The sequence below is a fragment of the Streptomyces sp. NPDC001135 genome (genome assembly GCF_053598395.1).
Map to the genome: position 1 here is coordinate 1 of NZ_JBSFKD010000007.1, position 25,991 is coordinate 25,991.

Below are 25,991 nucleotides of genomic sequence, written 5' to 3' on the forward strand. Positions count from 1 at the left end.
ACGCGCGCCCCGTCACACAATACCACGCCAACCCCCACCAGAGCCGCCCGCCCCCCCCGGCCGGGGGGCCGCCCCCGGGCGGGCGCGGGGGGGGGCTGATTGCTCCGCCGGGCGCCCGTCTGTGAAGCTGACGCAATGCACGCATACGGGGGACGCCGTACCAAGGCCCAACGGGACGCGGCGACAGTGGAGATCGGCTACGCGCTGGTGAGCGCGGCCTTCGCGGCGGCGGTGCTGTTCGGGGCCGTGGCCGGGCCCGCTCTGCTGTTCGACCTGCCGCACCTGCTGTCCCAGACCCTGCTGCGGCTCGGTATGACGGTCGCGCCGGTCGTGTTCGTCGCCCGGGTGGTCAGCGTGCTGGTCCGCTTCCGGCAGGCGGCTCAGCCCAGCCAGCCGGGCCGTACCAACCCCGACTCGTAAGCCAGTACGACGAGTTGGGCGCGGTCCCGCGCGCCCAGCTTCACCATCGTGCGGCTGACATGGGTCTTGGCCGTCAGCGGGCTGACCACCAGCCGGCGGGCGATCTCCTCGTTGGACAGGCCGATGCCGACCAGCGCCATCACCTCCCGTTCCCGCTCGGTGAGCACGGCGAGGGCGCCGGCCGCCGCCGGCTCCTTGGAACGGGCCGCGAACTCCGCGATCAGCCGGCGCGTGACGCCGGGCGACAGCAGCGCGTCCCCCTGGACCACCGCCCGTACGGCGCGCAGCAGTTCGTCCGGTTCGGTGTCCTTCACCAGGAAGCCGGAGGCGCCGGAGCGGATCGCCTCGAAGACGTACTCGTCCAGTTCGAAGGTGGTGAGCATGACCACCTTCACATCCTCCAGCTCCCCGTCGCCGGTGATGCGCCGGGTCGCCGCGAGGCCGTCCAGCAGGGGCATGCGGATGTCCATCAGGACGACGTCCGGCCGCAGTTCGCGCACCAGGCGCAGCGCCCCCTCGCCGTCGGCCGCCTCCCCGACAGGAAGACGGGCCCGTAGGGGTAGCCCGCGGCCAGGTAGCCCAGGGTCACCGTCGCGGTGCCGAGGGCCACGGCCACCGGGTACCGGTGCCGCCAGAGCAGCAGGACGGAGGCGACGACGAGCAGCACGCGCGCGTAGCCGTCCAGGGGCACGCGGTGGTCCTCGTTCTGCGCGGCGACGTGGGTGCCGACCACGACGAACGCGGTGAACAGCGCGGTGGATCGCCAGGGCAGGCACGCCCGGTGCGGCTCCGCCTCGTCCGGGGCGCTCCACCACGGTGGGCCGTGCCGCCACCACCGCCCCGGGGCGTGCTGCTCTTCCATGCGGGCCACGGTAGACGCCACCGGGCGGCGCGGACGTCAGCCGGGCGAGGTGATCACTCGTACTCCCGGGGCAGTACGACGCCGTCCACCGGCACGTCCACCAGCACGGCCCCGAGCCCGCACACCCAGCCCCGGCTACGGCAGCCCCACCCCCCGCGCCAGCCCCGTGGCGGCGTGCCGGAAGAAGGCTTCCCGTTCCTCGACCACGTTGGTGAACTGGCCGAACACTTCGAAGCTGACCAGCCCGAACAGCTGGGCCCAGGCCGCCACCAGGGCCGCGATCGTCTCGGGGGGCAGGTCGGGGGCGAGGTCGGCGGTCATGCGCTCGGCCTCGGGACGCAGCCCGGCGGAAAGGGGGAGGTCGGTGAGGCCGGAGCACTCGTGGGTGTCCCGGACGATGCCGATGAGGACCAGGCCGACGCGGGCGGCGGCCGGGACGGTGGTCTGGGGAGCGGCGTAGCCCGGCACGGGCGAGCCGTAGATCAGCGCGTACTCGTGCGGGTGGGCGAGTGCCCAGCCGCGCACCGCCTCGCACACCGCCGTCCACCGGGCCACGGGCGCGGCGTCGGCCGTGGCGTCGCGTGCCCGCTCCGCCGCCTCGCCCAGGGAGTCGTAGGCATCGATGATCAAGGCGGTGAGCAGCTCGTCACGGCTCGGGAAGTAGCGGTACAGCGCCGAGGAGACCATGCCCAGCTCGCGGGCGACGGCCCGCAGCGAGAGCCTGGCCGCCCCTTCCTCGGCGAGGTGTCTGCGCGCCTCCTCCTTGATGGCTGCCGTGACTTCCCTCCTGGCCCGTGCGCGGGCGCCCTGTGCGGTGCTCATGCCGGCAGTGTGCCACGAACGAGAGCAGCGCACACAAAAGAGAGCACTGCTCTTGCTCCGGAGCACCTGTTTGCGCCACACTCGAACCAGCGAGAGCACCGCTCTCCCAAACCGTGGGGGGTCACCATGTCGACACACGTCAAGAAGCCGGGCTGGTTCACGGTCAACGTCTTCAACCGGGCGGTCGCCTGGATCACCCGGCGCGGCATCAGCGTCTGGGGTTCGCGGGTCCTCGCGGTGCGCGGGCGCAAGAGCGGACAGTGGCGCACCACCCCGGTGAACCTGCTGACGGTGGACGGCCGGCAGTACCTGCTCGCCCCGCGCGGCCATGTCCAGTGGACCCACAACATGCGGGCGGCCGGCGGCGGCGAACTGCGGCTCGGCAGGAGCGTGGACGTCTTCACGGCCACCGAGGTCACCGACGACGACAAGGTCCCGCTGCTGCGGGCCTACCTCAAGCGCTGGAAGGCGGAGGTCGGGATCTTCTTCGACGGCGTCGGCCCCGAATCCCCCGACGAGGACCTGCGCCGCATCGCCCCCGACCACCCGGTCTTCCACATCACGGTCACGGGCTGACCGGTTCCCCCGCCGGGCTGCCGCACCGGCCCGGGACCGGCGCCGTCCCCCACCGGCCCGGTCCTTCCCGGATCCCGCCCGGCCCGGCCCTGCACAGTCCCCGCCCGGCCCCGCACGGATCCCCGCCCGGCCCGGTCAGGAACCGACCGGCTCCTGCGGCGCAACCGCCCGCTCGCGGTCCAGCGTGGTCAGGGCGCGCTGGGCGATCGGGTGGGCGCGCACGAGCTCGCCCAGCGAGGTCGAGCCCCGCGTGATGTCCCGGAACGCCTTCCACGCGGGACGGAAGCCGGTGAGGACCGCGTGGAAGAGGCCGGGACGCTTCTCGAACACGGTCAGCAGACGCTTGCCGACGCTCATCTCGACGCCGAGCCCCGCCTTGATCGCGAACGCGTAGTTCAGGGCCTGGCGCCGGGTGTCGACCGCGTCGTGCGCCTCGGCGATGCGGACCGCCCACTCGCCCGCGAGCCGGCCCGAGCGCAGCGCGAAGGAGATGCCCTCGCGGGTCCATGGCTCCAGCAGGCCCGCCGCGTCCCCGCAGACCAGCACCCGGCCCCGCGAGAGCGGCGAGTCGTCGGCGCGGCAGCGGGTCAGATGCCCGGAGGAGATGCTCGGTTCGAAGCCCGCCAGGCCGAGCCGGGCGATGAAGTCCTCCAAGTACCGCTTGGTGGCCGCACCGTCACCGCGCGCGGAGATCACACCGACCGTCAGGGTGTCGCCCTTCGGGAACACCCAGCCGTAACTGCCCGGCAGCGGGCCCCAGTCGATGAGGACCCGGCCCTTCCAGTCCTCGGCGACCGGCTCCGGCACCGGGATCTCCGCCTCCAGGCCGAGGTCGACCTGGTCCAGCTTCACACCGACATGCGCTCCTATGCGGCTGGCGCTGCCGTCGGCGCCGACGACCGCGCGGGCCAGCACCGTCTCGCCGCCCTGCAGGATCACGGCGACCGTGCGCCGGTCGGGGACGGCCGAGCCGTGCTGTTCGACCCGCTGCACCGTGACGCCCGTGCGCAGCTCGGCGCCCGCCTTCTGCGCGTGCTCGACCAGCTGCTGGTCGAACTCGGGCCGGTTGATCAGCCCGAACAGCATCTGCCGGGAGCGGCGGGTGCGGGTGAAGCGGCCGTTGTTCGAGAAGGTGACCGCGTGCACCCGGTCGCGGAAGGGGAGCTCGAAGCCGGGCGGCAGCGCGTCGCGCGAGGGGCCGATGATGCCGCCGCCGCAGGTCTTGTAGCGGGGCAGCTCGGCCTTCTCCAGCAACAGCACACGCCGTCCCGCGACCGCCGCCGCGTACGCGGCCGAGGCCCCCGCGGGTCCCGCGCCCACCACGACGACGTCCCACACCCGCTGCACGCCGTCCGCCGAAGAGTTCTCGCCGCTCACGATGGTCTACTGCTCCGATCAAGCCGCTGCCGTAGTGTCCCCCGCATCCTACGGCGGCCGTCGTCGCAGGCCACTGTGGGAGTATCGGGGTACACCCCGTACAACGTCGCACCTACGAGGAGCGTGCCCATGTCGTCGAATCCGGTCGCTCAGACCGTCGCCTCGCTGCTGCCCAAGGCGCAGGCGGAGCTGGCCGAGCTGGTCGCCTTCAAGTCGGTGGCGGACTTCGCCCAGTTCCCGAAGAGCGAGAGCGAGGCCGCCGCGAGCTGGATCGCCGACGCGCTGCGCGCCGAGGGCTTCGTCGACGTGGACCTGCTGGACACCCCGGACGGCACGCAGTCCGTGTACGGCTACCTGCCGGGTCCCGAGGGTGCGAAAACGGTTCTCCTCTACGCGCACTACGACGTCCAGCCGCCCCTTGACGAGGCCGGCTGGACCAGCCCGCCGTTCGAGCTGACCGAGCGCGACGGCCGCTGGTACGGCCGCGGGGCCGCCGACTGCAAGGGCGGCGTGATCATGCACCTGCTCGCGTTGCGCGCCCTGAAGGCGAACGGCGGCGTCCCGGTGAACGTCAAGGTGATCTGCGAGGGCTCGGAGGAGCAGGGCACGGGCGGTCTGGAGCGGTACGCCGAGGAGCACCCGGAGCTGCTGGAGGCGGACACCATCGTCATCGGCGACGCGGGCAACTTCCGCGTCGGCCTGCCGACGGTGACCACCACGCTGCGCGGTATGACCCTGGTCCGCGTCCGGATCGACACCCTCGCGGGCAACCTCCACTCCGGCCAGTTCGGCGGCGCCGCCCCGGACGCGCTGGCCGCGCTGATCCGCGTACTGGACTCGCTGCGCGCGCAGGACGGCTCGACCACGGTCGACGGGCTGGACTCCACGGGCACGTGGGACGGCCTGGAGTACACCGAGGGACAGTTCCGCGCGGACGCCAAGGTGCTCGAAGGGGTCGGGCTGATCGGCGACGGCTCGGTCGCCGACCGCCTCTGGGCCCGTCCGGCCGTCACCGTCCTCGGCATCGACTGCCCGCCGGTCGTCGGCGCCACCCCGTCCGTGCACGCCGGCGCCCGCGCGCTGATCAGCCTGCGGGTGCCGCCGGGCGTGGACGCGGCGGAGGCGACCAAGCTGCTGCAGGCACACCTCGAGGCGCACACGCCGTGGGGCGCCCGGGTCACCACCGAGCAGGTCGGCCAGGGCCAGGCGTTCCGCGCCGACGCCTCCAGCCCGGCCTACCAGGCGATGGCCGACGCGATGGCGGTCGCCTACCCGGGCGAGACCATGCAGTACGCGGGCGAGGGCGGCTCGATCCCGCTGTGCAACACCCTCGCCGGGCTCTACCCGCGGGCGGAGATCCTGCTCATCGGGCTGAGCGAGCCGGAGGCCCAGATCCACGCGGTCGACGAGAGCGTCCACCCGCAGGAGCTGGAGCGGCTCTCGGTCGCCGAGGCGCTCTTCCTGCGCAACTACGCGGCGGGCTGAACCCTTCTGCCCGCGGCAGAGCGCCCTCGCCCGCGGGCGGGGCGCCGCCTACGGTCGGCGCATGGACGTCATCACCCTCCTCCCCCGGCTCCACCTGCTGCGTTTCCCCGTCGGTCAGGCGTACCTCTGGCGCGACGACGACGCGTTGACCCTCGTCGACGCGGGCACGATCGGCGCCGGCCGCGCGATCGCCGACGCCGTCACGGCGCTGGGGCACGCGCCCGGGGACGTACGGCGGATCGTGCTGACCCACTTCCACGAGGACCACGCGGGCGGGGCGGGCGAGTTCGCCGCGCTCAGTGGTGCGGAGGTGCTGGCGCACCACCTGGACGCGCCGTTCGTCCGCGGTGAACTCGCGGGCCCGCCGCCCCGGTTCGAGGACTGGGAGCTGCCGATCCACGCGGCCGTGGCCCAGCACCTTCCCGAGGGCAGGCCGGTACCGCCGGTCGCGCTCACCGGCGTGTCGGACGGCGATGTGCTGGACTTCGGCGGTGGCGCCCGGGTGGTCCACGTCCCCGGGCACACCGACGGCAGCATCGCCGTGTTCCTGCCCGAGGAGGGCGTGCTGTTCACCGGCGACACGGTGGCCGCCTCACCGGTCGACGGCTCGGTGATCCCGGGGGTGTTCAACCTCGACCGGCCCCGGCTTCTCGCTTCCCTGGGCAGGTTGGCGGATCTCGGCGCGGAGGTCGCCTGTTTTGGGCATGGTGACCCGGTCGTGGGAGGCGCCGCACCCGCTCTGCGCGCAGCGGCGGCGGGCTGACCCCGCGGAGGTGCCCCCCTCCCGCCTCACCGCGCACACCGGCCTCGCGGACCTCCTGCACCGCCGCCCGGGCTCGCGCCCCGGGCCGCTCAGCCGACCGGTACCCCCGCCTCCAGGTACAGCGCGGCTCCCCGCTCGCGGGCGCGCAGGGCCCAGCGCAGTCGCTCGTAGCGGACCGGGGGGAGCATCTCGGCGGCCTCCTGCTCGCTGGCGAAACGCCAGCCGCGCAGCTCCGGGCCGGGCAGCAGGACCCGGGACGCCTCGCCGGACTCCAGCCGGCCGCCGTCGAACAGCAGCCGCAGCCCGCCGAACCCGGGCGGTACCGGCCGCTCCCAGTCCACGACGAGCAGCCGGGGCACCTCCCGCAGCCGTATCCCCGTCTCCTCGGCGACCTCGCGCATCCCGGCGCGGGCCGGTGCCTCGCCCCGCTCGACCACCCCGCCGGGAAACTCCCAGCCGGGCTTGTAGGTGGGGTCCACGAGCAGTACCCGGTCCTGCTCGTCGAAGAGCAGCACCCCGGCGGCGAGGGTCTCGGCGGTCGGCTCCGGGGTCTGCACGATGTCGCAGGGCGGTACGGCGCCGCTGCCGACGGCGTCGGCGATGCGGACGGCGGTCTCGTGCGGGGTGAGGGCGCTGGTGTCCACCGGGTGGGCGTCGGCGGTGAGCCAGGAGGCGAGGGCGGCGCGGTAGGGCTCGATGTGGTCGTACGACCACTGCCGTACACGTATCTCGCCGTCGGGCAGGTCGGCCGGGACCTCCCGGTCGGCTATCCGCTCACGCAGGATCGTTTCAGCCGGGACGAGCAGCAGATGGTGCACGGGGATCCTGCGGGCGGCGAGTCCGCCGAAGATCTCGTCGCGGTACTCCTGGCGGAGCAGGGTCATCGGCACCACGAGGGTCCCGCCCAGCTCGGCGAGCATCGCCGCCGCCGTGTCGACCACGAGCCGGCGCCAGATCGGCAGGTCCTGGAAGTCGCCGACCTCGGCTAGACGCTTGGCCGGCAGCAGGTGCGTGAGCGCTCCGCCGACGATCTCGGGGTCGAAGAGCGTGCTGTTCGGGATCAGTTCGATCAGTTCCCGTGCGGTGGTGGTCTTCCCCGCACCGAACGCGCCGTTGATCCAGACGACGGTCACGGACTCCCCCTCTTGTGTCGGCCCCCTGAGGCTTGCCCGCTCCACCCTGCCACGGAAACCCCGCCCCCGTGAGGACGCCGGACGGGAGTGCCGGTGCCCCCTGCTGCGGGGACACCGGCACGGACACCGTGGACCGTCGGGTCTACTCCTGGCCGGGGGCGTCGTCGGCGTCGGCCGGGCCGTCCCCGGCCGGGTGACCGGCCGAGTCGACGGTGTCCGAGACCTTGAGGTCGCCCACGGGGCGGTCGCCCGCCCCGTGGGAGGGGGTGACGGCGGCCACGACGAATCCGGTGGCCAGGCTGGCGATGGCGAGCATGCTGCGCTTCTTCATGCGCTGGTCAACTGCCGGATCCGCCCAGGGGTCACGCGCATACCCACGGGCAGAGGACTCGGGTCACCGTCACGCCGGTAGGGCCACGGAGAAGTCCGACGGTCCCCTCATATCGAGGCGCGGAGCTACGCGGCGGTCGTGCGCCAGGTCCTCGCCGCCCCGTCCGGCCCGGTCGGCCCGCTCTCCGCCGGGGCCACCACGGGTTGCCGGCCGCGCCCGCCCCGGGCCTTCGTCCCACGCCTCCCCGAGCGCGTCACCTGCCTGCCGTGCCGTGAGCGCACCCGCGACCGGCACCGGCGGCCCGCCGACCGGCTGGACCGTCCGGCCGGTGCGCCCGGACCGACCGGCGGCGGGGGGCGGGCACAGCGGGCCGCCGCCCGACGCCGCGACCCGGTGCGGCACTTCGCGGCCCCCGAGCGCGTCCACTGCCTGCCGTGCCGTGACCCGTGAGCGGACCGGTCACGCCGAAAACCGCTGGCCCGCTCCCGCGCGGCGCCGGTATCGTCCGGCATCCCGCCGTGCCCGCTCCAGCGGCAGGCCACGACCAGAAATGCGACCTCATGACGAGCCGGCCCCCGACGACGACCCTCTGGCGCCCCACCGGCCCCGAGGAGCTGGAGCTGGTCCGCGCACTCGACTGGCGGGCGTGGCCGCCCCGGCTCCCGGAGCAGCCGATCTTCTACCCGGTCCTCAACGAGGACTACGCCGTCCGGATCGCCCGGGACTGGAACGTCAAGCACGACGGCGCCGGTTTCGTGACCCGCTTCGAGGTCGACACGGAGTTCGTCGGCCGTTATCCGGTACGGCGGGCCGGCGGCGAGACGATCCTGGAACTGTGGGTGCCCGCCGAGGAGTTGGACGAGTTCAACGCCCATATCGTCGGCCGCATCGAGGTCGTGCGGGAGTTCCGGTGAGCTCACGCCCGCCCCTCGGCACCGGAGACGACCCCGTCGAGGACGTCGTACGCTCGGGCGGCCGGCTCGTACGCGCCGCGGCCGGCCTGTCCGACGCCGGGCTGCGCGCCGCGTCGGGGCTGCCCGGGTGGACGCGCGGCCATGTGCTCGCCCATGTCGTGCACAGCGTCGACGCCTATGTGTGGCTGCTGCGGCTCGCGCGCACCGGCCGCGCACCGGGCCCGCGCGCGGACGCGGCGGCACTGTCCGCGGCGGTCGAGCGGGACGCGGCGCTGTCCGCCGACGGGCTCGCGACCCGGCTGCGGGCGGCCCTGGACCGGTTCGCGGCACAGGCGCGCACGATGCCCGCCCCCGCCTGGGACCTTCTGGTACCGGCACTGGCCGGCTGGCGGCACCCGGCCTGGTATCTGCTGCTGCGCTGTCTGCGGGAGCTGGAGACCCATCACCTCGACCTGGGCGTCGGTCACGGCACCGAGCGGTGGCCGGGCCGATACGTCTCCTGGGCGCTGGACGACACCCTCGCCACCCTGCGCGCCCAGGGCTTCCCCCTCGCCTCGGTGGCGGCCGACGATCTCGGCCGCCGCTGGTCGGTGGCGGCGGACGGTCCCTCGGTCGCCGGGTCCGGGCACCAGGTGCTCGGCTGGCTCAGCGGACGGACTCCCGCCGGTGCGCTGACGGCCGACCGCCCGGCCCACCTGCTGCCGCGCCCGCCCGCCTGGCCTCAGCCGCCGCTGCCCGGCTGGGGCCGCGTCAACGACGGCGCGTGAGCCCCGGAAGCGAACACATTCGAACGCCCGCTGGTCCAGGCGGAGCGAAACGGTACCGCCGTCAAGGGATTTGACGGGATGTCGCCCAGCCGGAGCACAGCTCTTCCAACAGAGTCCGACACGTCCTACCGTAAACGCGCACCGATGACACGTACATGCCGCCTGGTCGCGGCATACCGTCATCCACCTTTCGCGAGTCGGAGGAACGTCAACGATGCGTCACCCTCACACCCGCACCACCCGCCGAAGAGTGGCCGCGGCACTCACCGCGGGGCTGCTGTGCGCGGCGGGCCTCGCCACCCCCGCCCTGGCGGCCCCCGCCCAGGACCGCGCCGCCTCCCCCGACCTGGCCGACGGTCTCGCCCTCACCCCGCCGATGGGCTTCAACAACTGGAACTCCACGCACTGCCGCGCCGACTTCAACGAGAGCATGGTCAAGGGCATCGCCGACCTGTTCGTGGCGAAGGGTCTGAAGGACGCCGGCTACCAGTACGTCAACCTGGACGACTGCTGGGCGCTGCCGCGGCGCGACGCCGCCGGCAAGCTGGTGCCCGACCCGGCCCGCTTCCCGAACGGCATCAAGGCCGTCGCCGACTACGTCCACTCCAAGGGGCTCAAGCTCGGCATCTACACCAGCGCCGGCACCAAGACCTGCAACAGCGCGGGCTTCCCGGGCGCACTCGGCCACGAGTACAGCGACGCGCAGCAGTTCGCCGACTGGGGCGTGGACTACCTGAAGTACGACAACTGCAACAACCAGGGCGTCGACGCCAAGAAGCGGTACACGACCATGCGGGACGCGTTGAAGGCGACGGGCCGGCCCCTCGTCTACAGCATCTGCGAATGGGGCGAGAACAAGCCCTGGGAGTGGGCGTCGGACGTCGGTCATCTGTGGCGGACCACCGGTGACATCAGTGACAACTGGGGTTCGATGCTGTCGATCCTGAAGCAGAACCTCCCCCTCGCGCCGTACGCCGGACCCGGCCACTGGAACGACCCCGACATGCTGGAGGTCGGCAACGGCGGCATGACGGACACCGAGTACCGCTCGCACTTCTCCCTCTGGTCGGTCATGGCCGCGCCGCTGCTGATCGGCACCGACCTGCGCAAGGCCTCACCTGCGACCTTCGACATCCTGGACAACAAGGACGTCATCGCCGTCGACCAGGACCCGCTGGGCAATCAGGGCACGGTCGTCTCCTCGGCGGGCGGACGCTGGGTGATCGCCAAGGAGATGAAGGACGGCAGCCGCGCGGTGGCCCTGTTCAACGAGTCGGGAACCGCCCAGCGGATCGCCACCACCGCCGCCGCCGTCGGCCTCCCCGACGCCTCCGCGTACACCCTGCGGGACCTGTGGCAGCACAAGAGCTACAACACCGCGGGCACCATCGCGGCCACCGTCCCCGCCCACGGCACGGTCCTGCTGCGCGTCTCGGCCGACCCCCGCTGGGCGGTCAACCCGCCCGCCGCCGAACTGGGCCTGGACGGCGGCGCGTTGCTGGAGGCCGCCGCCCCGGCCACGCTGACCAGCACCGTCACCGACCTCGGCCGTACCTCCGCGCGCCGCGTCTCCGTGTCCCTGACCGGCCCCGACGGCTGGACCGTACGGCCCGCCTCACCGACCACGGCCACCACCCTCGCCACCGGCCGGACCCTGCGCACCGCCTGGAAGGTCACCGCCCCGCCCGGCACCCCGACCGGAGCCTACGACCTCACACTCCGGGCGAGTTACCGCTCACCGGCCGGAGAGCGCGTCACCGGCACCCTCCCGCTGACCGCGTCCGTCGTGGTACGGCCGCCCGCCGGGACGTCGTACCTCAGCGACCTGACGTGGCTGTCGGCGACGAGCGGCTGGGGACCGGTGGAACGCGACACCAGCAACGGGGAGAGCGCCGCGGGCGACGGCCACCCGATCACCATCGGCGGCACGGTGTACGCCAAGGGCCTCGGCGCCCACGCACCGAGCGACGTCTCCTTCTACACCGGCAAGGCCTGCTCGAAGGTCACCGCGGACGTCGGCGTCGACGACGAGAAGGGCACCAAGGGCACCGTCGCCTTCGAGATCTGGGCGGACGGCACGAAGGTCGCCTCGACCGGCGTCCTGACCAACGCGATGCCCGCCCAGCCCCTCACCGCCGACGTCACCGGCGCCCAGGTGGTCCACCTGGTCGTGACCGACGCGGGAGACGGCAACGACTCCGACCACGCGGACTGGGCGAACGCGAGCGTGAGCTGCTGACCGCGCCCAGCCGAGGGGACGGCCGGGACCGTGCGCGAGTGCGGGTGGGCGGGGCTGGTCGCGCAGTTCCCCGCCCCCCTGGGGATTGCGGCCTGCGCACCCGCGTTCGCGCCGTAGCCGCGGGCAGTCGCGCCGCTTGGGGCGGCTCGGGTGGGCGCAGCGGCACCGCACAGCGAACAGCGCCGTACCGGTCCCCGAGCCCCATCAGCCCGGGTCCGCGACGCCCGGCACGGCGCCTCGCCGCGTTGTCGGGTCACCCGCGTACGCCCCGTACGCGGGTGACCCTGCGACGCCGGGATGATCCAAACGAGAGGGCCTAGACCCCCGCCGGCGCGTCCGGTCGGCGCGCCAGTGCCGCCGCTGCCGCGCCGACCAGCCCCGCATCCGTCCCCATCTGCGCGGGCACGACCGTCAGCCGCTGCACGAAGGACAGCGTCGCGTAGTCGGTGAGCGCCTTGCGCAGGGGTGCGAAGAGGATGTCGCCCGCCTTGCCGACGCCCCCGCCGATCACCGCGATGTCGATCTCGACCAGGGTCGCGGTGGCCGCGATGCCGGCGGCCAGGGCCTGGGCCGCCCGGTCGAAGGAGGCCACGGCGACCGGGTCGCCCTCGCGGGCCGCGGCGGCCACCGCGGCGGCCGAGGTGTCGCCGTCGGGGCCGGGGCGCCAGCCCTGGTCCAGGGCGCGGCGGGCGATGTTGGGGCCGCTGGCGATCCGCTCCACGCAGCCGCGCGAGCCGCACGGGCACGGGTCGCCGTCGAGGTCGACGCTGATGTGACCGATGTGCCCGGCGTTGCCGGTGGGCCCGGGGTGCAGCTTCCCGCCCAGCACCAGGCCTCCGCCGACGCCGGTCGACACCACCATGCACAGCGCGTCGTCGTGGCCGCGGGCGGCGCCCTGCCAGTGCTCGGCGGCCGTGATCGCGACGCCGTCGCCGATCAGCTCGACCGGGAGACCGCCGGTGGCGAAGCGCACCCGCTCGACCAGCGGGAAGTCGCGCCAGCCCGGCACGTTCACCGGGCTGACGGTACCCGCCGAGGCGTCCACCGGGCCGGCGCTGCCGATACCGACGGCATGCGCACGCCCCCACAGCGGCGACCCGGCGAGGTCGGCGAGTACCTGCTCCACCGCCCGGATGACCGTTTCGCCGTCCTGCTGGGCGGGGGTGGCGCGCTGGGCTCGGGCCAGGATCCGTCCGTGGCCGTCCACGAGACCACCGGCGATCTTGGTACCGCCGATGTCCAGGGCCGCCACGAGGTCGGTGTGCATCAGAGTCAGACTCCCCGTTGAAGCTCGCTAACCAAGGAAAGGCAGGCCGGTCAAGCGGTGGGGGCGCAGGCCGGAGACAGCGGTGGACAGTGTCTCTCGCATCTGACAACGTTGTCCAGGCTCTATGCTCGACGCCACATCCTCATACAAACCGAGGATCGACGCACCATCCCGTTGACAAGTCGGACAAGTCATACGACAGGACAGGACGCCGCACCGTGCCCGAGACCACCCGCCGCGCAGAGAGCCTTCCCGGTACCCGTTACGGCAACCGCCCGACGATGAAGGACGTGGCGGCGCGGGCCGGGGTCGGTCTGAAGACGGTGTCCCGGGTGGTCAACGGCGAGCCCGGCGTCACCCCGGACACCGAGCGCCGGGTGCAGGAGGCGATCGAGGCGCTGGGCTTCCGCCGCAACGACAGCGCCCGGGTGCTGCGCAAGGGCCGTACGGCGAGCATCGGCCTGGTCCTGGAGGACCTCGCCGACCCCTTCTACGGCCCGCTCAGCCGCGCCGTCGAGGAGGTGGCCCGGGCTCACGGCGCCCTGCTGATCAACGGCTCCAGCGCCGAGGACCCGGAACGCGAGCAGGAGCTGGCGCTGGCCCTGTGCGCACGGCGGGTGGACGGTCTGGTGGTGATCCCGGCCGGTGACGACCACCGCTATCTCGAGCCGGAGATCAGGGCCGGGGTCGCGACGGTGTTCGTGGACCGTCCGGCCGGCCGGATCGACGCCGACGTGGTGCTCTCCGACAACTACGGCGGTGCCCGGGACGGCGTCGCCCATCTGATCGCGCACGGCCACCGCCGGATCGGGTTCATCGGCGACATGCCGCGCATCCACACCGCCGCCGAACGGCTGCGCGGCTACCGGGCGGCGATGGAGGACGCGGGGATACCCGTCGAGGACGCCTGGATGTCCCTCGGGGCGACGAATCCGGAGCGGGTGCGCCGGGCGGCGGAGGAGATGCTCTCCGGGCCCGCGCCCGTCAGCGCGGTCTTCGCCGGCAACAACCGGGTGACGGTCACCGTGATCCGGGTCCTCGCCGAGCACGCCCGCCAGGTCGCCCTCGTCGGCTTCGACGACATCGAGCTGGCCGATCTGCTCCAGCCGGGCGTCACGGTCGTCGCCCAGGACGCGGCCGCCCTCGGCCGTACCGCCGCCGAGCGCCTCTTCCGTCAGCTGGACGGCGGGCTCGTCGCCCCGGAGCGCATCGAGCTGCCCACCCGGCTGATCACGCGCGGCTCGGGCGAGCTGCCGCCGGCCGACTGAGCCGCCCGTGACCGGCCGCACCCTGGAGGAACTCGGCCTGGCCGACGCCCCCCGCGACCATCCGCTGACCTATCCCGGCGCCTGGCCGGCCGACTCCGGACTGCTGCACGGCGACCGGATGCTCCCGCTGGAGCACCTGTTGTACGACGACCGGGTGCCGGTCCTCGCCGTCGGTTCCAACGCCTGCCCGGGCCAACTGCGGCACAAGATGGCGCAGTTCGGGATCGCCTCCCCGCTGCCCATGGTGCGGACCCGGGTGACCGGCCTCGACGTGGGCATCTCCGCGCACGTCAGCCGCCTGGGCTATGTCTCCGCCTCGCCGGTCAAGTCCCCCCGCTGCTTACGTGAGTTGTTCGTCATCTGGCTGGACCGGCACCAGCTGGAGGTGATCGACGCCAGCGAGGGCGTGCCGCTGGGCGACGGCAACTTCCGGCGGGCCTGGCTGCCCGCGCCGGACGTGCGGATCGAGCTGCCGGACGGCTCCGTGCTCGCGGGGGCGTACGCCTATGTCAACCGGCACGGGGTGCTGCACAACGGCTCCGCCGCGCCGCGCCGTCACCCCGGCGACCAGCGCGCCCTGATCACCGAACTCCTCGTCGCGTCGGCGCCGTTGCGGGAGCTGTTCGGGGCCACGCCCGAGGAGTTCTGCACGCGGGCGCGCCGGGACGCCGGTCTGTGCGCGCGGGGCACACGGCTGTTCGCCGAGCAGAAGTGGGTGACGGACTCGGGGCTGGAGCCTTACGCCGACGGCCGGCAGGCCGGTCCCTGACGTGCCCTCACTTCGCGGAGGCGGTGAGGTCACCGCGGCGGGGCGCCGCGAAGCCTTCCAGGTCGGCGCGGGTCAGACCGGTGAGGCGGGCGACCTCGGCGATGTCGAGGGCGCCGCAGTCCAGGCCGCGCAGCAGGTAGCCGCCGAGGGCCTTGGCGGTGGCGGGCTCGTCCATCACGTCGCCGCCGGCGTGGTTGGCGTAGCGGGCGAGGCGGCCCGCGGCCTGCTCGAATCCCTCGCGGTAGAAGGCGAAGACGGCCGCGTAGCGGGTGGGGATGTGGCCGGGGTGCATGTCCCAGCCCTGGTAGTAGGCGCGGGCGAGGGCACGGCGCGTGAGGCCGTAGTGCAGGCGCCAGGCGTCGTGGACCTTCTCGGTCGGCCCGACGGGCAGGACGTTCGTCGAGCCGTCGGAGACACGGACCCCGGTACCCGCCGCCGCCACCTGCATGACCGCCTTGGCGTGGTCGGCGGCCGGGTGGTCGCTGGCCTGGTAGGCGGCGGAGACGCCGAGGCAGGCGCTGTAGTCGAAGGTGCCGTAGTGCAGCCCGGTGGCGCGCCCCCCGGCGGCCTGGATCATCCGGGCGACGGCCGCGGTGCCGTCGGTGGCGAGGATGGACTGGCTGGTCTCGATCTGGATCTCGAAGCCGAGCCGGCCGGCGTCCAGGCCGTGCGCCTCCTCGAAGGCCTCCAGGAGACGGACGAAGGCGGCGACCTGCTCGGGGTACGTCACCTTCGGCAGGGTGAGAACCAGGCCCTCGGGCAGGCCGCCGGCCTCGATCAGGCCGGTGAGGAAGACGTCGAGGGTGCGGATGCCCCGGTCGCGTACCGCCGCTTCCATGCACTTCATGCGGATGCCCATGTACGGCGCCGCCGTGCCGTTCTTGTGGGCCTCGGCGATCAGACGGGCCGCGCGGGCCGCCGTCGCGTCCTCCTCGGCGTCGGGGCGGGGGCCGTAGCCGTCCTCGAAGTCGACGCGCAGGTCTTCGACGGGCTCGCGTTCCAGCTTGGCGCGGACGCGGGAGTAGACCGGCTCGGCCAGCTCGTCGGACAGGCCGAGGACCGCCGCGAAGGAGGCGGCGTCCGGGGCGTGTGCGTCGAGGGCGGCGAGCGCCTGGTCGCCCCAGGAGCGGATGGTGTCGGCTGCGAAGGCGTCACCGGGGACGTAGACGGTGTGGACGGGCTGCCGAGTGCCGGGGTCCCCGGGGTAGCGGCGCTCCAGCTCCGCGTCGACCGGTGCGAGGGAGGCGCTGATCTCCTCGCTGACGGCGCCCGCGAGGCTCGTCGCCACCTTCTCCTGCTGACCCATCCCACACCCTCCAATTTTCCGCTGTACGGAATCAATAATCCGTAGAACGAAGTTATCTGTGCGGTTCTCGCTGGTCAACACCCCGTCCGGACGCTGGTCTCCATCCGGCGGATCGTCACCAGGATGCACCGAGGCCCCGGTGACCAGGACGGTCACCGGGGCCTCGGGCGCGCCTCGAAGCGGACTCAGCCCTTGCGGACCTTGATCTCCTCGGTCAGCTGCGGCACGACGTCGAAGAGGTCGCCGACGACGCCGTAGTCGACCAGCTCGAAGATCGGGGCCTCGGCGTCCTTGTTGACGGCCACGATGGTCTTCGAGGTCTGCATACCGGCGCGGTGCTGGATCGCGCCGGAGATGCCGTTGGCGATGTACAGCTGCGGCGAGACCGACTTGCCGGTCTGGCCGACCTGGTTGGTGTGCGGGTACCAGCCGGCGTCGACGGCGGCACGCGAGGCGCCGACGGCCGCACCGAGGGAGTCGGCCAGGGCCTCGATGATCGAGAAGTTCTCGGCGCCGTTGACGCCACGGCCACCGGAGACCACGATCGCGGCCTCGGTCAGCTCCGGACGGCCCGTGGACTCGCGCGGCGTACGGCCGGTGATCTTCGTGCCGGTCGCCTTGTCGGAGAAGGTCACGGCGAGGGCCTCGACCGCACCGGCGGCCGGGGCGGCCTCGACGGCGGCCGAGTTCGGCTTGACCGTGATGACCGGGGTGCCCTTGATGACACGGGACTTGGTGGTGAAGGACGCGGCGAACACCGACTGGGTGGCCACCGGGCCCTCGTCGCCGGCCTCCAGGTCGACGGCGTCGGTGATGATGCCGGACCCGATGCGCAGCGCCAGACGGGCGGCGATCTCCTTGCCCTCGGCGGAGGACGGGACCAGCACGGCGGCCGGGGAGACGGCCTCGTAGGCGGCCTGCAGGGCGTCCACCTTCGGCACGACCAGGTACTCGGCGTACTCGGACGCGTCGTGGGTGAGGACCTTCACCGCACCGTGCTCGGCGAGGGCGGCGGCGGTGTCGGCGGCGCCGTTGCCCAGCGCGACGGCGACGGGCTCGCCGATGCGGCGGGCCAGGGTCAGCAGCTCGAGGGTCGGCTTGCGGACGGCACCGTCCACGTGGTCGACGTAGACGAGGACTTCAGCCATGGGATTGCTCTCCTGCGTAACGAAGTTGAGGGGCGGTCAGCGGGGGCGAGCCCTTAGATGAACTTCTGGCTCGCGAGGAACTCAGCGAGCTGCTTGCCGCCCTCGCCCTCGTCCTTGACGATGGTGCCGGCCGTGCGCGCCGGGCGCTCGTTCGCGGCCTCGACCTTGGTGAACGCACCGTCCAGGCCGACCTCCTCGGCCTCGATGTCCAGGTCGGACAGGTCCCAGGACTCCACCGGCTTCTTCTTGGCCGCCATGATGCCCTTGAAGGACGGGTAACGGGCCTCGCCGGACTGGTCGGTAACCGACACGACCGCCGGGAGCTGGGCCTCCAGCTGCTCGGAGGCGGCGTCACCGTCACGACGACCCTTGACCGTGCCGTCCTCGACCGACACGTCGGACAGCAGGGTGACCTGCGGGACACCCAGACGCTCGGCGACCAGCGCCGGAACGACACCCATGGTGCCGTCGGTGGAGGCCATACCGGAGACGACCAGGTCGAAGCCGGCCTTCTCGATCGCCTTGGCCAGCACCAGGGAGGTGCCGATGGCGTCGGTGCCGTGGAGGTCGTCGTCCTCGACGTGGATGGCCTTGTCGGCACCCATGGAGAGGGCCTTGCGGAGCGCGTCCTTGGCGTCCTCGGGTCCGATGGTCAGGACGGTGACCTCGGCGTCGTCCGCGTCCTCCGCGATCTGCAGGGCCTGCTCGACCGCGTACTCGTCCAGTTCGGAGAGCAGACCGTCCACGTCGTCGCGGTCGACGGTCAGGTCATCGGCGAAGTGCCGGTCGCCAGTGGCGTCGGGCACGTACTTCACAGTGACAACGATCCTCAAGCTCACGCCGGCTCTCCTACTGCATCGTCATTTCCGGGCTGCCTCTTGCAGGCAGCATAGGCGCCTCAAGCGGCCGATCCCGGTCGGGGCGTCCGCGCGCTCCGACCGAAATATTACTCGTCAGTACACCCAGTTCATGCCCGCTAAGCAAGCGCTTTGAACTGTGACCTTCGCAACGCAGCGTAACCGGAACTCGACGGCTTCGCAGGACCAGGGAGCCGTGATCAATCCCGCAGGCCGTTGAAGCGGCCCTGGTGGTAGAGGAGGGGACGGCCGGCGCCCGTGGGGTCACCCAGGACCACTTCGGCCAGCACGATGCGGTGATCACCGGCGGGAACCCGGCCGACGACCCGGCAGACCAGCCAGGCGAGCACGTCGTCGAGCACCGGTACGCCTTCCGGGCCGTCGCGCCACACGGTCGGCGCGCCGAAGCGGTCGGCGCCGCTGCGGGCGAAGGTGGCGGCCAGCTCGCTCTGGTGCTCACCGAGTATGTGGACGCCTATGTGCTCCGTCTCGGCGATCGCGGGCCAGCTGGAGGCGCCCGTGCCGATGCCGAAGGAGAGGAGCGGGGGCTCGGCGGAGACGGAGGTGAGGGAGGTGGCGGTGAAGCCGACCGGGCCGGCGTCACCGCGCGCGGTGATCACCGCCACACCGGCCGCGTGCCGGCGGAACGTCGAACGCAACAGGTCGGGAGAGGCGAGCTGAACGGTGCCGAGGTCGGGCGAGGCCGTCATGGAGTTGTCCTTCTGCTGGAGGTCGCGAGCTGGGCCGTCGGTGGTCAACAGCCCGGACAGGTGGCGCTCGCGGTGCGGGCGAGGTCGACGTGGACCCGTCCGTAGAGAAGGAGTTCGATCGGCATACGGTCAGGCTGACGATAGAGGGTGCGGACCGTCAAGCTCGTTCCGGGATCCGGAAGGCGCCGCACCACCTCCTGAGGCCCTCTCACACGGCCTCCCCCAGGGCCGCGATGACATCCGCCTTGCGGGGCTGTCCGGTGGCACGCCGCACCACGCGGCCGGCGGCGTCCAGGACCAGGACGGTGGGCGTCTTCAGGATCTGCAGGTCACGTACGAGGACCAGATGGGCCTCGGCGTCGATCTCGACGTGCGTCACTCCGGGGACCATGTCCGCGACCTCGCCGAGGATGCGCCGGGTGGCCCGGCAGGGGGCGCAGAAGGCGCTGGAGAACTGGACCAGTGTGGCCCGTTCACCGAGGTCGCCGCCCAGGTCGGCCGCGCCCAGCCGCTTGCCCTCGTCCCGCCCGCGCACCCGCACCCTCCCGCTTCGCCGCTTGTGCAGCACTCCGAAGGCGCTCGCCACGACGAGCACCGCCACGCACACCACCAGTCCGGTCATCATCTGCGCAAGCATTCACGAGACTGCAAAGATTCCCGTCTCCCGCAGGAGTTTCCGCTGCGGAATGCTTGATTCATGGACATCGACGTGAGGGGGCCGCGCTTCGGGGCGGCCGTGACGACGGCCGTGCTGGCCGTGGCCCTGGGCCTGCAGAACCCCTGGGTACTGGGCTGGCAGACGCTGGCGTTCGCGCTCGGCGCCGCCGCGGGTGTGCAGCGCTCACCCTACGGCTGGGCGTTCCGCACGGCCGTACGGCCGCGGCTGGGACCGCCGAAGGAGTTCGAGGCGTCGGAGCCGCCGCGGTTCGCTCAGGCGGTGGGGCTGGTGTTCGCGGGGCTCGGACTGGCCGGGTTCACCGTGGGACCGCAGTGGCTGGGGCTGGCCGCGACCGGGGCGGCCCTCGCCGCCGCGTTCTTGAACGCGGCGTTCGGGTACTGCCTGGGATGCGAGTTCTTCCTGCTTTTGAGGAGGGCCACAGTTCGGGCGGACCAAGCGGGGTAAAGGGGACTTAAAGATCCGGGGCGGGATGTGGGCCGACGTGACGAGGATCTCGCCGCCGTGGGGCACCAGGACTGGCTACCCGTCCGTTCTTCGGGCACGATCTGCGAGACGCCGTAAACCTACGGCTGCGTAACTTTCCCGCCGGGAGCCCCCCCTTTCCCGAGCAGAGCAGAAAGGGCCCACCCCGCCCATGGCAGAGCTGGTCTACCGTCCCGTCATCGGTTTCGCCAAGACGCTGTTCAAGGTCTGGGACCTGAAGATCGACTGCCAGGGGTCGGAGAACATCCCGCGCTCGGGCGGCGCCGTGCTGGTGAGCAATCACATCAGCTACCTGGACTTCGTCTTCAACGGTCTGGCGGCCCTGCCGCAGAAGCGCCTGGTGCGGTTCATGGCGAAGGACTCCGTCTTCCGCCACCGGATCTCGGGACCGCTGATGCGGGGGATGAAGCACATCCCGGTGGACCGCACACAGGGGGAGGCGGCCTACGCGCACGCGCTGGACTCGCTGCGCTCCGGCGAGGTGATCGGGGTCTTCCCGGAGGCCACGATCTCGCAGTCGTTCACCCTGAAGAGCTTCAAGTCCGGTGCGGCCCGCCTCGCGCAGGACGCCGGCGTCCCGCTGGTCCCGATGGCGGTGTGGGGCACCCAGCGGCTGTGGACGAAGGGCCACCCCCGCAACTTCAAGCGCGACCACCTGCCCGTCACCATCCGCGTCGGCGAGGCGGTCGAGGCACCCCGCGACCAGTACGCCGGCGCCATCACCCGCCGGCTGCGCGAGGCCGTCCAGGAGCTGCTGGACGTCGCCCAGCGCGCCTACCCCGGCCGCCCGAAGAGCCCCGAGGACTCGTGGTGGCTGCCCGCCCACCTGGGCGGTACGGCACCGACGGTGGAGCAGCTGCGCACGGCCGAGGCGCACTGACCCGCGGCACTTCGGCCGGGGCCCCTCAGGAGGTCCGTCCGGCCGCGGGCCGGTGGGGGCCGGTCGCGCCGACGCGGCGTAGGCGGGTGTGACGCCGTGGTCCACACGGCCGAGCTGGCCGACGTCCGAGGACCGCGCCGCGACTTCGCGTCCGTCAACACCGGGGGGACGGCGGTCGTCCTCGACGCGTGCCGGCGTCATGGAGTGAGCCGGCTGGTCAGCTGCTCCAGCGCGAGTGTGGTCTTCCCCGGCCGCGATCTGGAGGGCGTCGACGAGTCCGCCCCCTATCCCGGGCGGTTCCCCGCCCCTACCCCTGGTCCAAGGCCCGTGCCGAGCAGATGGTCCTGGCCGCCGACAGCCCCCAGCTGGCCACCGTGTCGCCGCGCCCCCACCTGATCCGGGGCGACGGCGACCCCCAGCTGCTGCCCGGTCTGCGCGCCGCGGTCCGGCGGGGGACACTCCTGCTGCCCGGCACGGGCGCCAACCGCGTGGACACCGTTCACGTCGCCGACGCCGCCGAGGCACACGTGCTGGCCGTGGAGCAACTGACCGCCAACTCCCCGTTTTCCGGGGCGAGTTACTCCATCACCCAGGGCCGCCCCTGCACCCTCGCCGCCACCGTCCGGGGCCTGCTCGCGCACGGCGGCAGCCCGGTGGAGGTGCGCGGTGTCCCCGCTTCGGCCGCGCTTGCCCTCGCCACCCTCCTCGAAGCCGCGGGGAAAGTCACGCGAAGGCGACGCCGTCCCCTGCTGACGCACTTCCTCGTGGCGGAACTGACCCGTGCGCACTGGTTCGACATCTCCGCGGCACGCCGCGACCTCGGCCACTCCCCCGCCGAGCACGCGTGGCAGGCGCCGTCTCACAACGAGTCGGGCAGCGTCTTCCACAGATAGGCGCGGTCGGGGGCCGCCTTCAGCGCCTCGAGGACGACCGGGTGCGGCGCGGCGTACAGGAGGGGATGGTCCAGTTCGTCCGCCGCGGGGTCGGGGATCCATGCCAGACGCTCGCCGTCCAGGGAGAACCGGGCGTCCACGCCGGGCTTGTTCCCGCGCGGGTCCTGCCGGTGCCATGCGCCGTGGAAGCGGACGGCGACCAGACCGTGCAGGGCGTGCCCGCTGCCGTCGTCGTGCGCGAGCCGCTGGTAGCACAGGGCGGTGGGGATGTCCTCGGCGCGCAGCAGGGCCGCCAGCGCGTGGGCCTTGGCGTGGCAGATGCCGGTGCCCAGCCGCAGGACGTCCGAGGCGCGCCAGGTGACGCGGAGATCGCCGGAGTCCTGGGAGTGGGGAATGGCGTCCCGTACGAATTCGTAGGCGGCTCGTGCATAGGCATACGAGTCGGTCACCCCTGCGACCAGCCGCTCAGCCGTCTCCCGGACCACGGGATGGTGAAGATCGATGGCCTCGTCGGCGGCCAAGTACGCGGACAGGTCGGCGGTGTTCTGGATCAGCTCCATGCCCGCAGAGCATAGGAACGCAGCCACTCGACAGTCAATGACTTTTCAAGTGACCGCATACCTATGCATCTCTTCCGGCTAGCGGGCCATCTCCTCCTTGAGCGCGGCCACAAAGCTGTCGACGTCCTCCTCGCTGGTGTCGAAGGAGCACATCCAGCGCACGACCCCGGCGGCCTCGTCCCAGAAGTAGAACCGGAAGCGCTTCTGCAGCCGCTCGCTCACGTCGTGCGGCAGCTTCGCGAAGACGCCGTTCGCCTGCACCGGGTAGAGGATCTCCACGCCGTGCACCGCGCGCACACCCTCGGCGAGCCGCTGCGCCATCTCGTTGGCGTGCCGGGCGTTGCGCAGCCACAGGTCCTTCGCCAGCAGCGCTTCCAGCTGCACCGACACGAAGCGCATCTTGGAGGCCAGCTGCATCGACATCTTGCGCAGGTGCTTCATCTGCCGCACCGCGTCCTGGTTGATGACCACGACCGCCTCGCCGAAGACGGCGCCGTTCTTGGTCCCGCCCAGCGAGAGGAGGTCGACGCCGACCGCGTTGGTGAACGTCCGCATGGGCACGTCCAGCGAGGCGGCCGCGTTGGCTATCCGGGAGCCGTCCAGGTGCACCTTCATGCCGCGGGCGTGGGCGTGCTCGCAGATCGCGCGGATCTCCTCGGGGGTGTAGAGCGTCCCCAGCTCCGTGCTCTGGGTGATCGACACCACCTGCGGCATGGCGCGGTGCTCGTCCTCCCAGCCCCAGGCCTGCCGGTCGATCAGCTCGGGGGTGAGCTTGCCGTCGGGCGTGGGGACGGTGAGCAGCTTCAGGCCGCCCATGCGCTCGGGCGCGCCGCCCTCGTCGACGTTGATGTGCGCGCTCTCGGCACAGATCACCGCGCCCCAGCGGTCGGTGACCGCCTGGAGCGCGACCACGTTCGCCCCGGTGCCGTTGAAGACCGGGAAGGCCTCCGCGGTGGCCCCGAAGTGGCCGCGGATGATCCGCTGGAGGTTCTCGGTGTACTCGTCCTCGCCGTACGCCACCTGGTGGCCGCCGTTGGCCAGGGCCAGGGCGGCCAGCACCTCCGGGTGGGCTCCGGCGTAGTTGTCACTGGCGAAACCGCGGACCTGCGGGTCGTGGTGGCGACGCGCGTCGGTCTTGGGAGGGTTCACGGCTTCTCGGTCAGCCACAGACGGTTTCCGTTCACTTCGGCGGCGGGCTTGCTCCAGACGCCCTCGATGGCCTCGGCGAGGTCCTTGACATCCGTGAAGCCCGCGAACTTCGCGTTGGGGCGTTCGGCGCGCATCGCGTCGTGCACCAGCGCCTTCACCACCAGGATCGTAGCCGCGGACGTGGGTCCTCCCTCACCCCCGGCCTTGCGGAAGTAGTCGGCCATGGCCAGCGTCCACGCCTCGGCGGCGGCCTTGGCGGCGGAGTACGCGGCGTTGCCCGCGGTCGGCCTGCTCGCGCCGGCCGCGCTGATCAGGACGTACCGACCGCGCTCGCTGCGCTGCAGCGCCTCGTGGAAGGCGAGGGAGGTGTGCTGCACGGTCTTGACGAGCAGCAGCTCCAGGAAGTCCCAGTCGTCCAGGCTGGTCTTGGTGAAGGTCTCGCTGCCGCGCCAGCCGCCGACCAGGTGCACCAGGCCGTCGACCCGCCCGAAGTCCTTCTCGACGTGGGCGGCCCAGTCCCGGGTGGACTGCAGGTCGAGCAGATCCACCGTGTCACCGGTGACGGTGGCGCCGCCGGAGGCGTACCGGGCGGCGTCCACGGCCTCCGACAGCCGCTGCGGGTCGTTGTCCGCGCCGACGACGGTCGCCCCGGCCTCGGCCAGGCGCAGCAGGGTCGCCCGCCCGGCCGGTCCGCCCGCGCCGGCCACCGCGATCACGGCGCCGCTGAGCGGCCCGTTCGCCCCGTTCCCCATGTTCTTCCCCTCTGCAACAGTGTTCTGGACGCGCGAAGCAGTGTTCTGGACGCGGTCGCTCACGCGGCGACCGGCTCGGCGCTGTCCGCCGTGATGCCCTTGGTGGAGGCGATCACATTCTTCAGCTTCTTGGACAGGGCCTCGTAGAACATGCTCAGCGGAAACTCGTCCGGAAGCACGTCGTCCACCAGCTTGCGCGGCGGCTGGGTCAGGTCCAGGGCCTCCGGACCCTTGGCCCACTTGGAGCCGGGGTGCGGGGCGAGGTAGGTGCGGACCAGCTCGTAGCCGGCGAACCAGTGCACCAGCTTCGGACGGTCGATGCCGTCCTTGTAGAGCTTCTCGATCTCGGCGCACAGCTGGTTGGTGACCTGCGGGGCGCGCTCCCAGTCGATGGAGAGCTTGTTGTCGGTCCAGCGGATGACGTCGTGCTTGTGCAGGTAGGCGAAGAGCAGCTGGCCGCCGACGCCGTCGTAGTTGCGTACGCGGTCACCGGTGACCGGGAAGCGGAACATCCGGTCGAAGAGCACCGCGTACTGCACGTCACGGGCCTGCGGGACACCGTCCGCCTGCAGCTTCACGGCCTCCTTGAAGGCGGTGAGGTCGCAGCGCAGCTCCTCGAGGCCGTACATCCAGAACGGCTGGCGCTGCTTGATCATGAACGGGTCGAACGGCAGGTCGCCATGGCTGTGGGTGCGGTCGTGGACCATGTCCCACAGCACGAAGGCCTCTTCGCAGCGCTTCTGGTCGTGGACCATGGCGGCGATGTCCTCGGGCAGCTCAAGGCCCAGGATCTCGACGGCGGCGTCGGTGACCCGGCGGAAGCGGGCGGCCTCGCGGTCGCAGAAGATGCCACCCCAGGAGAATCGTTCCGGCGCCTCACGGACGGCGATGGTCTCCGGGAAGAGGACCGCGGAGTTGGTGTCGTAACCCGAGGTGAAGTCCTCGAAGGTGATGCCGCAGAACAGCGGGTTGTCGTAGCGGGTGCGCTCCAGCTCGGCCAGCCAGTCGGGCCAGACCATGCGCAGCACGACCGCCTCCAGGTTGCGGTCCGGGTTGCCGTTCTGCGTGTACATCGGGAAGACGACCAGGTGCTGCAGTCCGTCCGCGCGGTGCGCGGCGGGCTGGAAGGCCAGCAGGGAGTCCAGGAAGTCCGGCACCTGGAAGCCGCCCTCGACCCAGCGGTGCAGGTCCTTCACGAGGGCCTGGTGGTAGGCCTCGTCGTGCGGGAGCAGCGGGGACAGCTCTTCGACCGCGTCGACGACACGCCGTACGGCGGCCTCGGCGTCCGCCGTGGCCGGGGCGCCCTCGGCCTCGAAGTCGATCGATCCGTCCTTGGACTGCCATGGCCGGATCTGCTCCACGGCATCCTTGAGCACGGGCCAGGCCGGGTGCTCCACCACCCTGGTCGGCGAAGAAACCTGTCCCTCCGCACCCGCCTGCACAAGAATTTCCGTCATGTCCCATCCTCCACGGGAGAAGCTCGCGTAAGGACACCGTATGCATACCCCGTTTCAGCCAGCAAGAGGCAAGCTCAGGAAATTATTCTGCGCTCGCCCTTGGTCACCGACATTTTTCCTGCCG

Annotated in this window: 28 protein-coding genes and 2 pseudogenes; 13 read left to right on the plus strand and 17 right to left on the minus strand. The window is 72.3% G+C overall.

The features are described 5' to 3' along the window. Window positions 1-135 precede the first annotated feature (135 nt). The gene (locus tag ACWC94_RS11210; protein ID WP_450796252.1) at window positions 136-420 is read left to right on the plus strand and encodes a DUF6332 family protein; all 285 of its coding nucleotides are present in this window, start codon (window positions 136-138) and stop codon (window positions 418-420) included. On the opposite strand, the pseudogene ACWC94_RS11215 reads toward ACWC94_RS11210, so the two are convergent. The 3 genes and pseudogenes from ACWC94_RS11215 to ACWC94_RS11225 form a co-directional block, all read right to left on the minus strand. Beyond that, window positions 381-959: pseudogene (locus ACWC94_RS11215) on the minus strand (response regulator); the annotation flags it as partial. The gene ACWC94_RS11210 and the pseudogene ACWC94_RS11215 sit on opposite strands and share 40 nt — an antisense overlap. After that, window positions 890-1,282, minus strand: coding sequence for a hypothetical protein (locus ACWC94_RS11220; protein ID WP_450796472.1), 393 nt, complete (start codon window positions 1,280-1,282; stop codon window positions 890-892). The pseudogene ACWC94_RS11215 and the gene ACWC94_RS11220, both read right to left, overlap by 70 nt. A 135-nt stretch (window positions 1,283-1,417) precedes the next feature. After that, window positions 1,418-2,104 (minus strand): TetR/AcrR family transcriptional regulator, encoded by a 687-nt coding sequence (locus ACWC94_RS11225; RefSeq protein ID WP_450796253.1) that lies wholly within the window; start codon window positions 2,102-2,104, stop codon window positions 1,418-1,420. A gap of 126 nt (window positions 2,105-2,230) precedes the next feature. Here ACWC94_RS11225 and ACWC94_RS11230 point away from each other — a divergent pair, with 126 nt between their 5' ends. Continuing rightward, entirely contained in the window at window positions 2,231-2,680 is a 450-nt protein-coding gene (locus ACWC94_RS11230; protein ID WP_450796254.1) for a nitroreductase family deazaflavin-dependent oxidoreductase, read from the plus strand. A gap of 135 nt (window positions 2,681-2,815) precedes the next feature. On the opposite strand, the gene ACWC94_RS11235 is transcribed toward ACWC94_RS11230, so the two are convergent. Continuing rightward, window positions 2,816-4,057: a geranylgeranyl reductase family protein gene (locus ACWC94_RS11235; protein ID WP_450796255.1), complete on the minus strand. Its 1,242-nt coding sequence runs from the start codon at window positions 4,055-4,057 to the stop codon at window positions 2,816-2,818. A gap of 129 nt (window positions 4,058-4,186) precedes the next feature. Between ACWC94_RS11235 and ACWC94_RS11240 the strand changes: the two genes are divergently transcribed. Together ACWC94_RS11240 and ACWC94_RS11245 are read left to right on the plus strand one after the other, a co-directional pair. Then, window positions 4,187-5,542: a M20/M25/M40 family metallo-hydrolase gene (locus ACWC94_RS11240; protein WP_450796256.1), complete on the plus strand. Its 1,356-nt coding sequence runs from the start codon at window positions 4,187-4,189 to the stop codon at window positions 5,540-5,542. Between the two features lie 61 nt (window positions 5,543-5,603). Next, window positions 5,604-6,305 carry an MBL fold metallo-hydrolase gene (locus tag ACWC94_RS11245; RefSeq protein WP_450796257.1) on the plus strand — a complete coding sequence of 234 codons (702 nt, stop codon included), beginning with the start codon at window positions 5,604-5,606 and terminating at the stop codon, window positions 6,303-6,305. An 89-nt stretch (window positions 6,306-6,394) separates the two neighbouring features. On the opposite strand, the gene ACWC94_RS11250 is transcribed toward ACWC94_RS11245, so the two are convergent. Further along, window positions 6,395-7,438 (minus strand): NUDIX hydrolase, encoded by a 1,044-nt coding sequence (locus ACWC94_RS11250; protein ID WP_450796258.1) that lies wholly within the window; start codon window positions 7,436-7,438, stop codon window positions 6,395-6,397. Between the two features lie 142 nt (window positions 7,439-7,580). Further along, window positions 7,581-7,769 carry a hypothetical protein gene (locus ACWC94_RS11255; RefSeq protein ID WP_450796259.1) on the minus strand — a complete coding sequence of 63 codons (189 nt, stop codon included), beginning with the start codon at window positions 7,767-7,769 and terminating at the stop codon, window positions 7,581-7,583. 138 nt (window positions 7,770-7,907) lie between these two features. Between ACWC94_RS11255 and ACWC94_RS11260 the strand changes: the two genes are divergently transcribed. From ACWC94_RS11260 to ACWC94_RS11275, 4 genes are all read left to right on the plus strand, one after another. Continuing rightward, complete coding sequence (locus ACWC94_RS11260) at window positions 7,908-8,219, plus strand: hypothetical protein (RefSeq protein ID WP_450796260.1); 312 nt, start codon at window positions 7,908-7,910, stop codon at window positions 8,217-8,219. A 110-nt stretch (window positions 8,220-8,329) separates the two neighbouring features. Further along, entirely contained in the window at window positions 8,330-8,683 is a 354-nt protein-coding gene (locus ACWC94_RS11265; RefSeq protein WP_450796261.1) for a hypothetical protein, read from the plus strand. Beyond that, window positions 8,680-9,450 carry a maleylpyruvate isomerase family mycothiol-dependent enzyme gene (locus tag ACWC94_RS11270; RefSeq protein ID WP_450796262.1) on the plus strand — a complete coding sequence of 257 codons (771 nt, stop codon included), beginning with the start codon at window positions 8,680-8,682 and terminating at the stop codon, window positions 9,448-9,450. Before ACWC94_RS11265 ends, ACWC94_RS11270 begins: the two co-directional genes overlap by 4 nt. A gap of 214 nt (window positions 9,451-9,664) precedes the next feature. Next, window positions 9,665-11,689, plus strand: coding sequence for an NPCBM/NEW2 domain-containing protein (locus ACWC94_RS11275; RefSeq protein WP_450796263.1), 2,025 nt, complete (start codon window positions 9,665-9,667; stop codon window positions 11,687-11,689). Window positions 11,690-12,005: 316 nt separating this feature from the next. Here the strand turns inward: ACWC94_RS11275 and ACWC94_RS11280 are convergent, their stop codons facing one another. Continuing rightward, window positions 12,006-12,956: an ROK family protein gene (locus ACWC94_RS11280; RefSeq protein ID WP_450796264.1), complete on the minus strand. Its 951-nt coding sequence runs from the start codon at window positions 12,954-12,956 to the stop codon at window positions 12,006-12,008. A 218-nt stretch (window positions 12,957-13,174) separates the two neighbouring features. Here ACWC94_RS11280 and ACWC94_RS11285 point away from each other — a divergent pair, with 218 nt between their 5' ends. Beyond that, window positions 13,175-14,224: a LacI family DNA-binding transcriptional regulator gene (locus tag ACWC94_RS11285; protein ID WP_450796265.1), complete on the plus strand. Its 1,050-nt coding sequence runs from the start codon at window positions 13,175-13,177 to the stop codon at window positions 14,222-14,224. 7 nt (window positions 14,225-14,231) lie between these two features. Beyond that, window positions 14,232-14,993, plus strand: a complete 762-nt coding sequence (locus tag ACWC94_RS11290; protein WP_450796266.1) for a hypothetical protein — start codon at window positions 14,232-14,234, stop codon at window positions 14,991-14,993. 7 nt (window positions 14,994-15,000) lie between these two features. Here ACWC94_RS11290 and ACWC94_RS11295 read toward each other — a convergent pair whose 3' ends face one another. The 6 genes from ACWC94_RS11295 to ACWC94_RS11320 all read right to left on the minus strand — a co-directional run bounded on the left by ACWC94_RS11295 (window position 15,001) and on the right by ACWC94_RS11320 (window position 19,636). Next, window positions 15,001-16,299 (minus strand): DUF6986 family protein, encoded by a 1,299-nt coding sequence (locus tag ACWC94_RS11295; protein ID WP_450796267.1) that lies wholly within the window; start codon window positions 16,297-16,299, stop codon window positions 15,001-15,003. Between the two features lie 185 nt (window positions 16,300-16,484). Beyond that, window positions 16,485-17,447, minus strand: coding sequence for an electron transfer flavoprotein subunit alpha/FixB family protein (locus ACWC94_RS11300; protein WP_450796268.1), 963 nt, complete (start codon window positions 17,445-17,447; stop codon window positions 16,485-16,487). 53 nt (window positions 17,448-17,500) lie between these two features. Then, complete coding sequence (locus ACWC94_RS11305; RefSeq protein ID WP_450796269.1) at window positions 17,501-18,286, minus strand: electron transfer flavoprotein subunit beta/FixA family protein; 786 nt, start codon at window positions 18,284-18,286, stop codon at window positions 17,501-17,503. Between the two features lie 218 nt (window positions 18,287-18,504). Continuing rightward, window positions 18,505-19,014 carry a flavin reductase family protein gene (locus ACWC94_RS11310; RefSeq protein WP_450796270.1) on the minus strand — a complete coding sequence of 170 codons (510 nt, stop codon included), beginning with the start codon at window positions 19,012-19,014 and terminating at the stop codon, window positions 18,505-18,507. A gap of 44 nt (window positions 19,015-19,058) precedes the next feature. Continuing rightward, on the minus strand, window positions 19,059-19,139 hold the full coding sequence (locus ACWC94_RS11315; RefSeq protein WP_360147166.1) for a putative leader peptide: 81 nt from the start codon (window positions 19,137-19,139) through the stop codon (window positions 19,059-19,061). 83 nt (window positions 19,140-19,222) lie between these two features. After that, window positions 19,223-19,636: a TlpA family protein disulfide reductase gene (locus tag ACWC94_RS11320; protein ID WP_450796464.1), complete on the minus strand. Its 414-nt coding sequence runs from the start codon at window positions 19,634-19,636 to the stop codon at window positions 19,223-19,225. Between the two features lie 75 nt (window positions 19,637-19,711). Here ACWC94_RS11320 and ACWC94_RS11325 point away from each other — a divergent pair, with 75 nt between their 5' ends. From ACWC94_RS11325 to ACWC94_RS11335, 3 genes and pseudogenes are all read left to right on the plus strand, one after another. Then, window positions 19,712-20,137: a DUF4395 domain-containing protein gene (locus ACWC94_RS11325; RefSeq protein WP_450796271.1), complete on the plus strand. Its 426-nt coding sequence runs from the start codon at window positions 19,712-19,714 to the stop codon at window positions 20,135-20,137. Between the two features lie 190 nt (window positions 20,138-20,327). Continuing rightward, window positions 20,328-21,056: a lysophospholipid acyltransferase family protein gene (locus tag ACWC94_RS11330; RefSeq protein ID WP_450796272.1), complete on the plus strand. Its 729-nt coding sequence runs from the start codon at window positions 20,328-20,330 to the stop codon at window positions 21,054-21,056. 96 nt (window positions 21,057-21,152) lie between these two features. Then, a pseudogene (locus ACWC94_RS11335) lies at window positions 21,153-21,949 on the plus strand (NAD-dependent epimerase/dehydratase family protein). On the opposite strand, the gene ACWC94_RS11340 reads toward ACWC94_RS11335, so the two are convergent. From ACWC94_RS11340 to ACWC94_RS11355, 4 genes are all read right to left on the minus strand, one after another. Then, the gene (locus ACWC94_RS11340; RefSeq protein ID WP_450796273.1) at window positions 21,916-22,509 is read right to left on the minus strand and encodes a transglutaminase domain-containing protein; all 594 of its coding nucleotides are present in this window, start codon (window positions 22,507-22,509) and stop codon (window positions 21,916-21,918) included. The pseudogene ACWC94_RS11335 and the gene ACWC94_RS11340 overlap by 34 nt on opposite strands. A 78-nt stretch (window positions 22,510-22,587) precedes the next feature. Beyond that, window positions 22,588-23,658 carry a threonine aldolase family protein gene (locus ACWC94_RS11345; protein WP_450796274.1) on the minus strand — a complete coding sequence of 357 codons (1,071 nt, stop codon included), beginning with the start codon at window positions 23,656-23,658 and terminating at the stop codon, window positions 22,588-22,590. After that, window positions 23,655-24,410 (minus strand): SDR family NAD(P)-dependent oxidoreductase, encoded by a 756-nt coding sequence (locus ACWC94_RS11350; protein ID WP_450796275.1) that lies wholly within the window; start codon window positions 24,408-24,410, stop codon window positions 23,655-23,657. The genes ACWC94_RS11345 and ACWC94_RS11350 overlap by 4 nt, the downstream gene beginning before the upstream one ends. A 59-nt stretch (window positions 24,411-24,469) precedes the next feature. Beyond that, window positions 24,470-25,867: a DUF6421 family protein gene (locus tag ACWC94_RS11355; RefSeq protein WP_450796276.1), complete on the minus strand. Its 1,398-nt coding sequence runs from the start codon at window positions 25,865-25,867 to the stop codon at window positions 24,470-24,472. Between the last annotated feature and the right edge of the window lie 124 nt (window positions 25,868-25,991).

Coding starts and splice junctions, on each gene's coding strand:
- ACWC94_RS11210 (WP_450796252.1), top strand. CDS start 136: ATGCACGCATACGGGGGACGCCGTACCAAGGCCCAACGGGACGCGGCG.
- ACWC94_RS11220 (WP_450796472.1), bottom strand. CDS start 1,282: ATGGAAGAGCAGCACGCCCCGGGGCGGTGGTGGCGGCACGGCCCACCG.
- ACWC94_RS11225 (WP_450796253.1), bottom strand. CDS start 2,104: ATGAGCACCGCACAGGGCGCCCGCGCACGGGCCAGGAGGGAAGTCACG.
- ACWC94_RS11230 (WP_450796254.1), top strand. CDS start 2,231: ATGTCGACACACGTCAAGAAGCCGGGCTGGTTCACGGTCAACGTCTTC.
- ACWC94_RS11240 (WP_450796256.1), top strand. CDS start 4,187: ATGTCGTCGAATCCGGTCGCTCAGACCGTCGCCTCGCTGCTGCCCAAG.
- ACWC94_RS11245 (WP_450796257.1), top strand. CDS start 5,604: ATGGACGTCATCACCCTCCTCCCCCGGCTCCACCTGCTGCGTTTCCCC.
- ACWC94_RS11255 (WP_450796259.1), bottom strand. CDS start 7,769: ATGAAGAAGCGCAGCATGCTCGCCATCGCCAGCCTGGCCACCGGATTC.
- ACWC94_RS11265 (WP_450796261.1), top strand. CDS start 8,330: ATGACGAGCCGGCCCCCGACGACGACCCTCTGGCGCCCCACCGGCCCC.
- ACWC94_RS11275 (WP_450796263.1), top strand. CDS start 9,665: ATGCGTCACCCTCACACCCGCACCACCCGCCGAAGAGTGGCCGCGGCA.
- ACWC94_RS11280 (WP_450796264.1), bottom strand. CDS start 12,956: ATGCACACCGACCTCGTGGCGGCCCTGGACATCGGCGGTACCAAGATC.
- ACWC94_RS11295 (WP_450796267.1), bottom strand. CDS start 16,299: ATGGGTCAGCAGGAGAAGGTGGCGACGAGCCTCGCGGGCGCCGTCAGC.
- ACWC94_RS11300 (WP_450796268.1), bottom strand. CDS start 17,447: ATGGCTGAAGTCCTCGTCTACGTCGACCACGTGGACGGTGCCGTCCGC.
- ACWC94_RS11310 (WP_450796270.1), bottom strand. CDS start 19,014: ATGACGGCCTCGCCCGACCTCGGCACCGTTCAGCTCGCCTCTCCCGAC.
- ACWC94_RS11315 (WP_360147166.1), bottom strand. CDS start 19,139: ATGCCGATCGAACTCCTTCTCTACGGACGGGTCCACGTCGACCTCGCC.
- ACWC94_RS11320 (WP_450796464.1), bottom strand. CDS start 19,636: ATGACCGGACTGGTGGTGTGCGTGGCGGTGCTCGTCGTGGCGAGCGCC.
- ACWC94_RS11325 (WP_450796271.1), top strand. CDS start 19,712: ATGGACATCGACGTGAGGGGGCCGCGCTTCGGGGCGGCCGTGACGACG.
- ACWC94_RS11330 (WP_450796272.1), top strand. CDS start 20,328: ATGGCAGAGCTGGTCTACCGTCCCGTCATCGGTTTCGCCAAGACGCTG.
- ACWC94_RS11340 (WP_450796273.1), bottom strand. CDS start 22,509: ATGGAGCTGATCCAGAACACCGCCGACCTGTCCGCGTACTTGGCCGCC.
- ACWC94_RS11350 (WP_450796275.1), bottom strand. CDS start 24,410: ATGGGGAACGGGGCGAACGGGCCGCTCAGCGGCGCCGTGATCGCGGTG.
- ACWC94_RS11355 (WP_450796276.1), bottom strand. CDS start 25,867: ATGACGGAAATTCTTGTGCAGGCGGGTGCGGAGGGACAGGTTTCTTCG.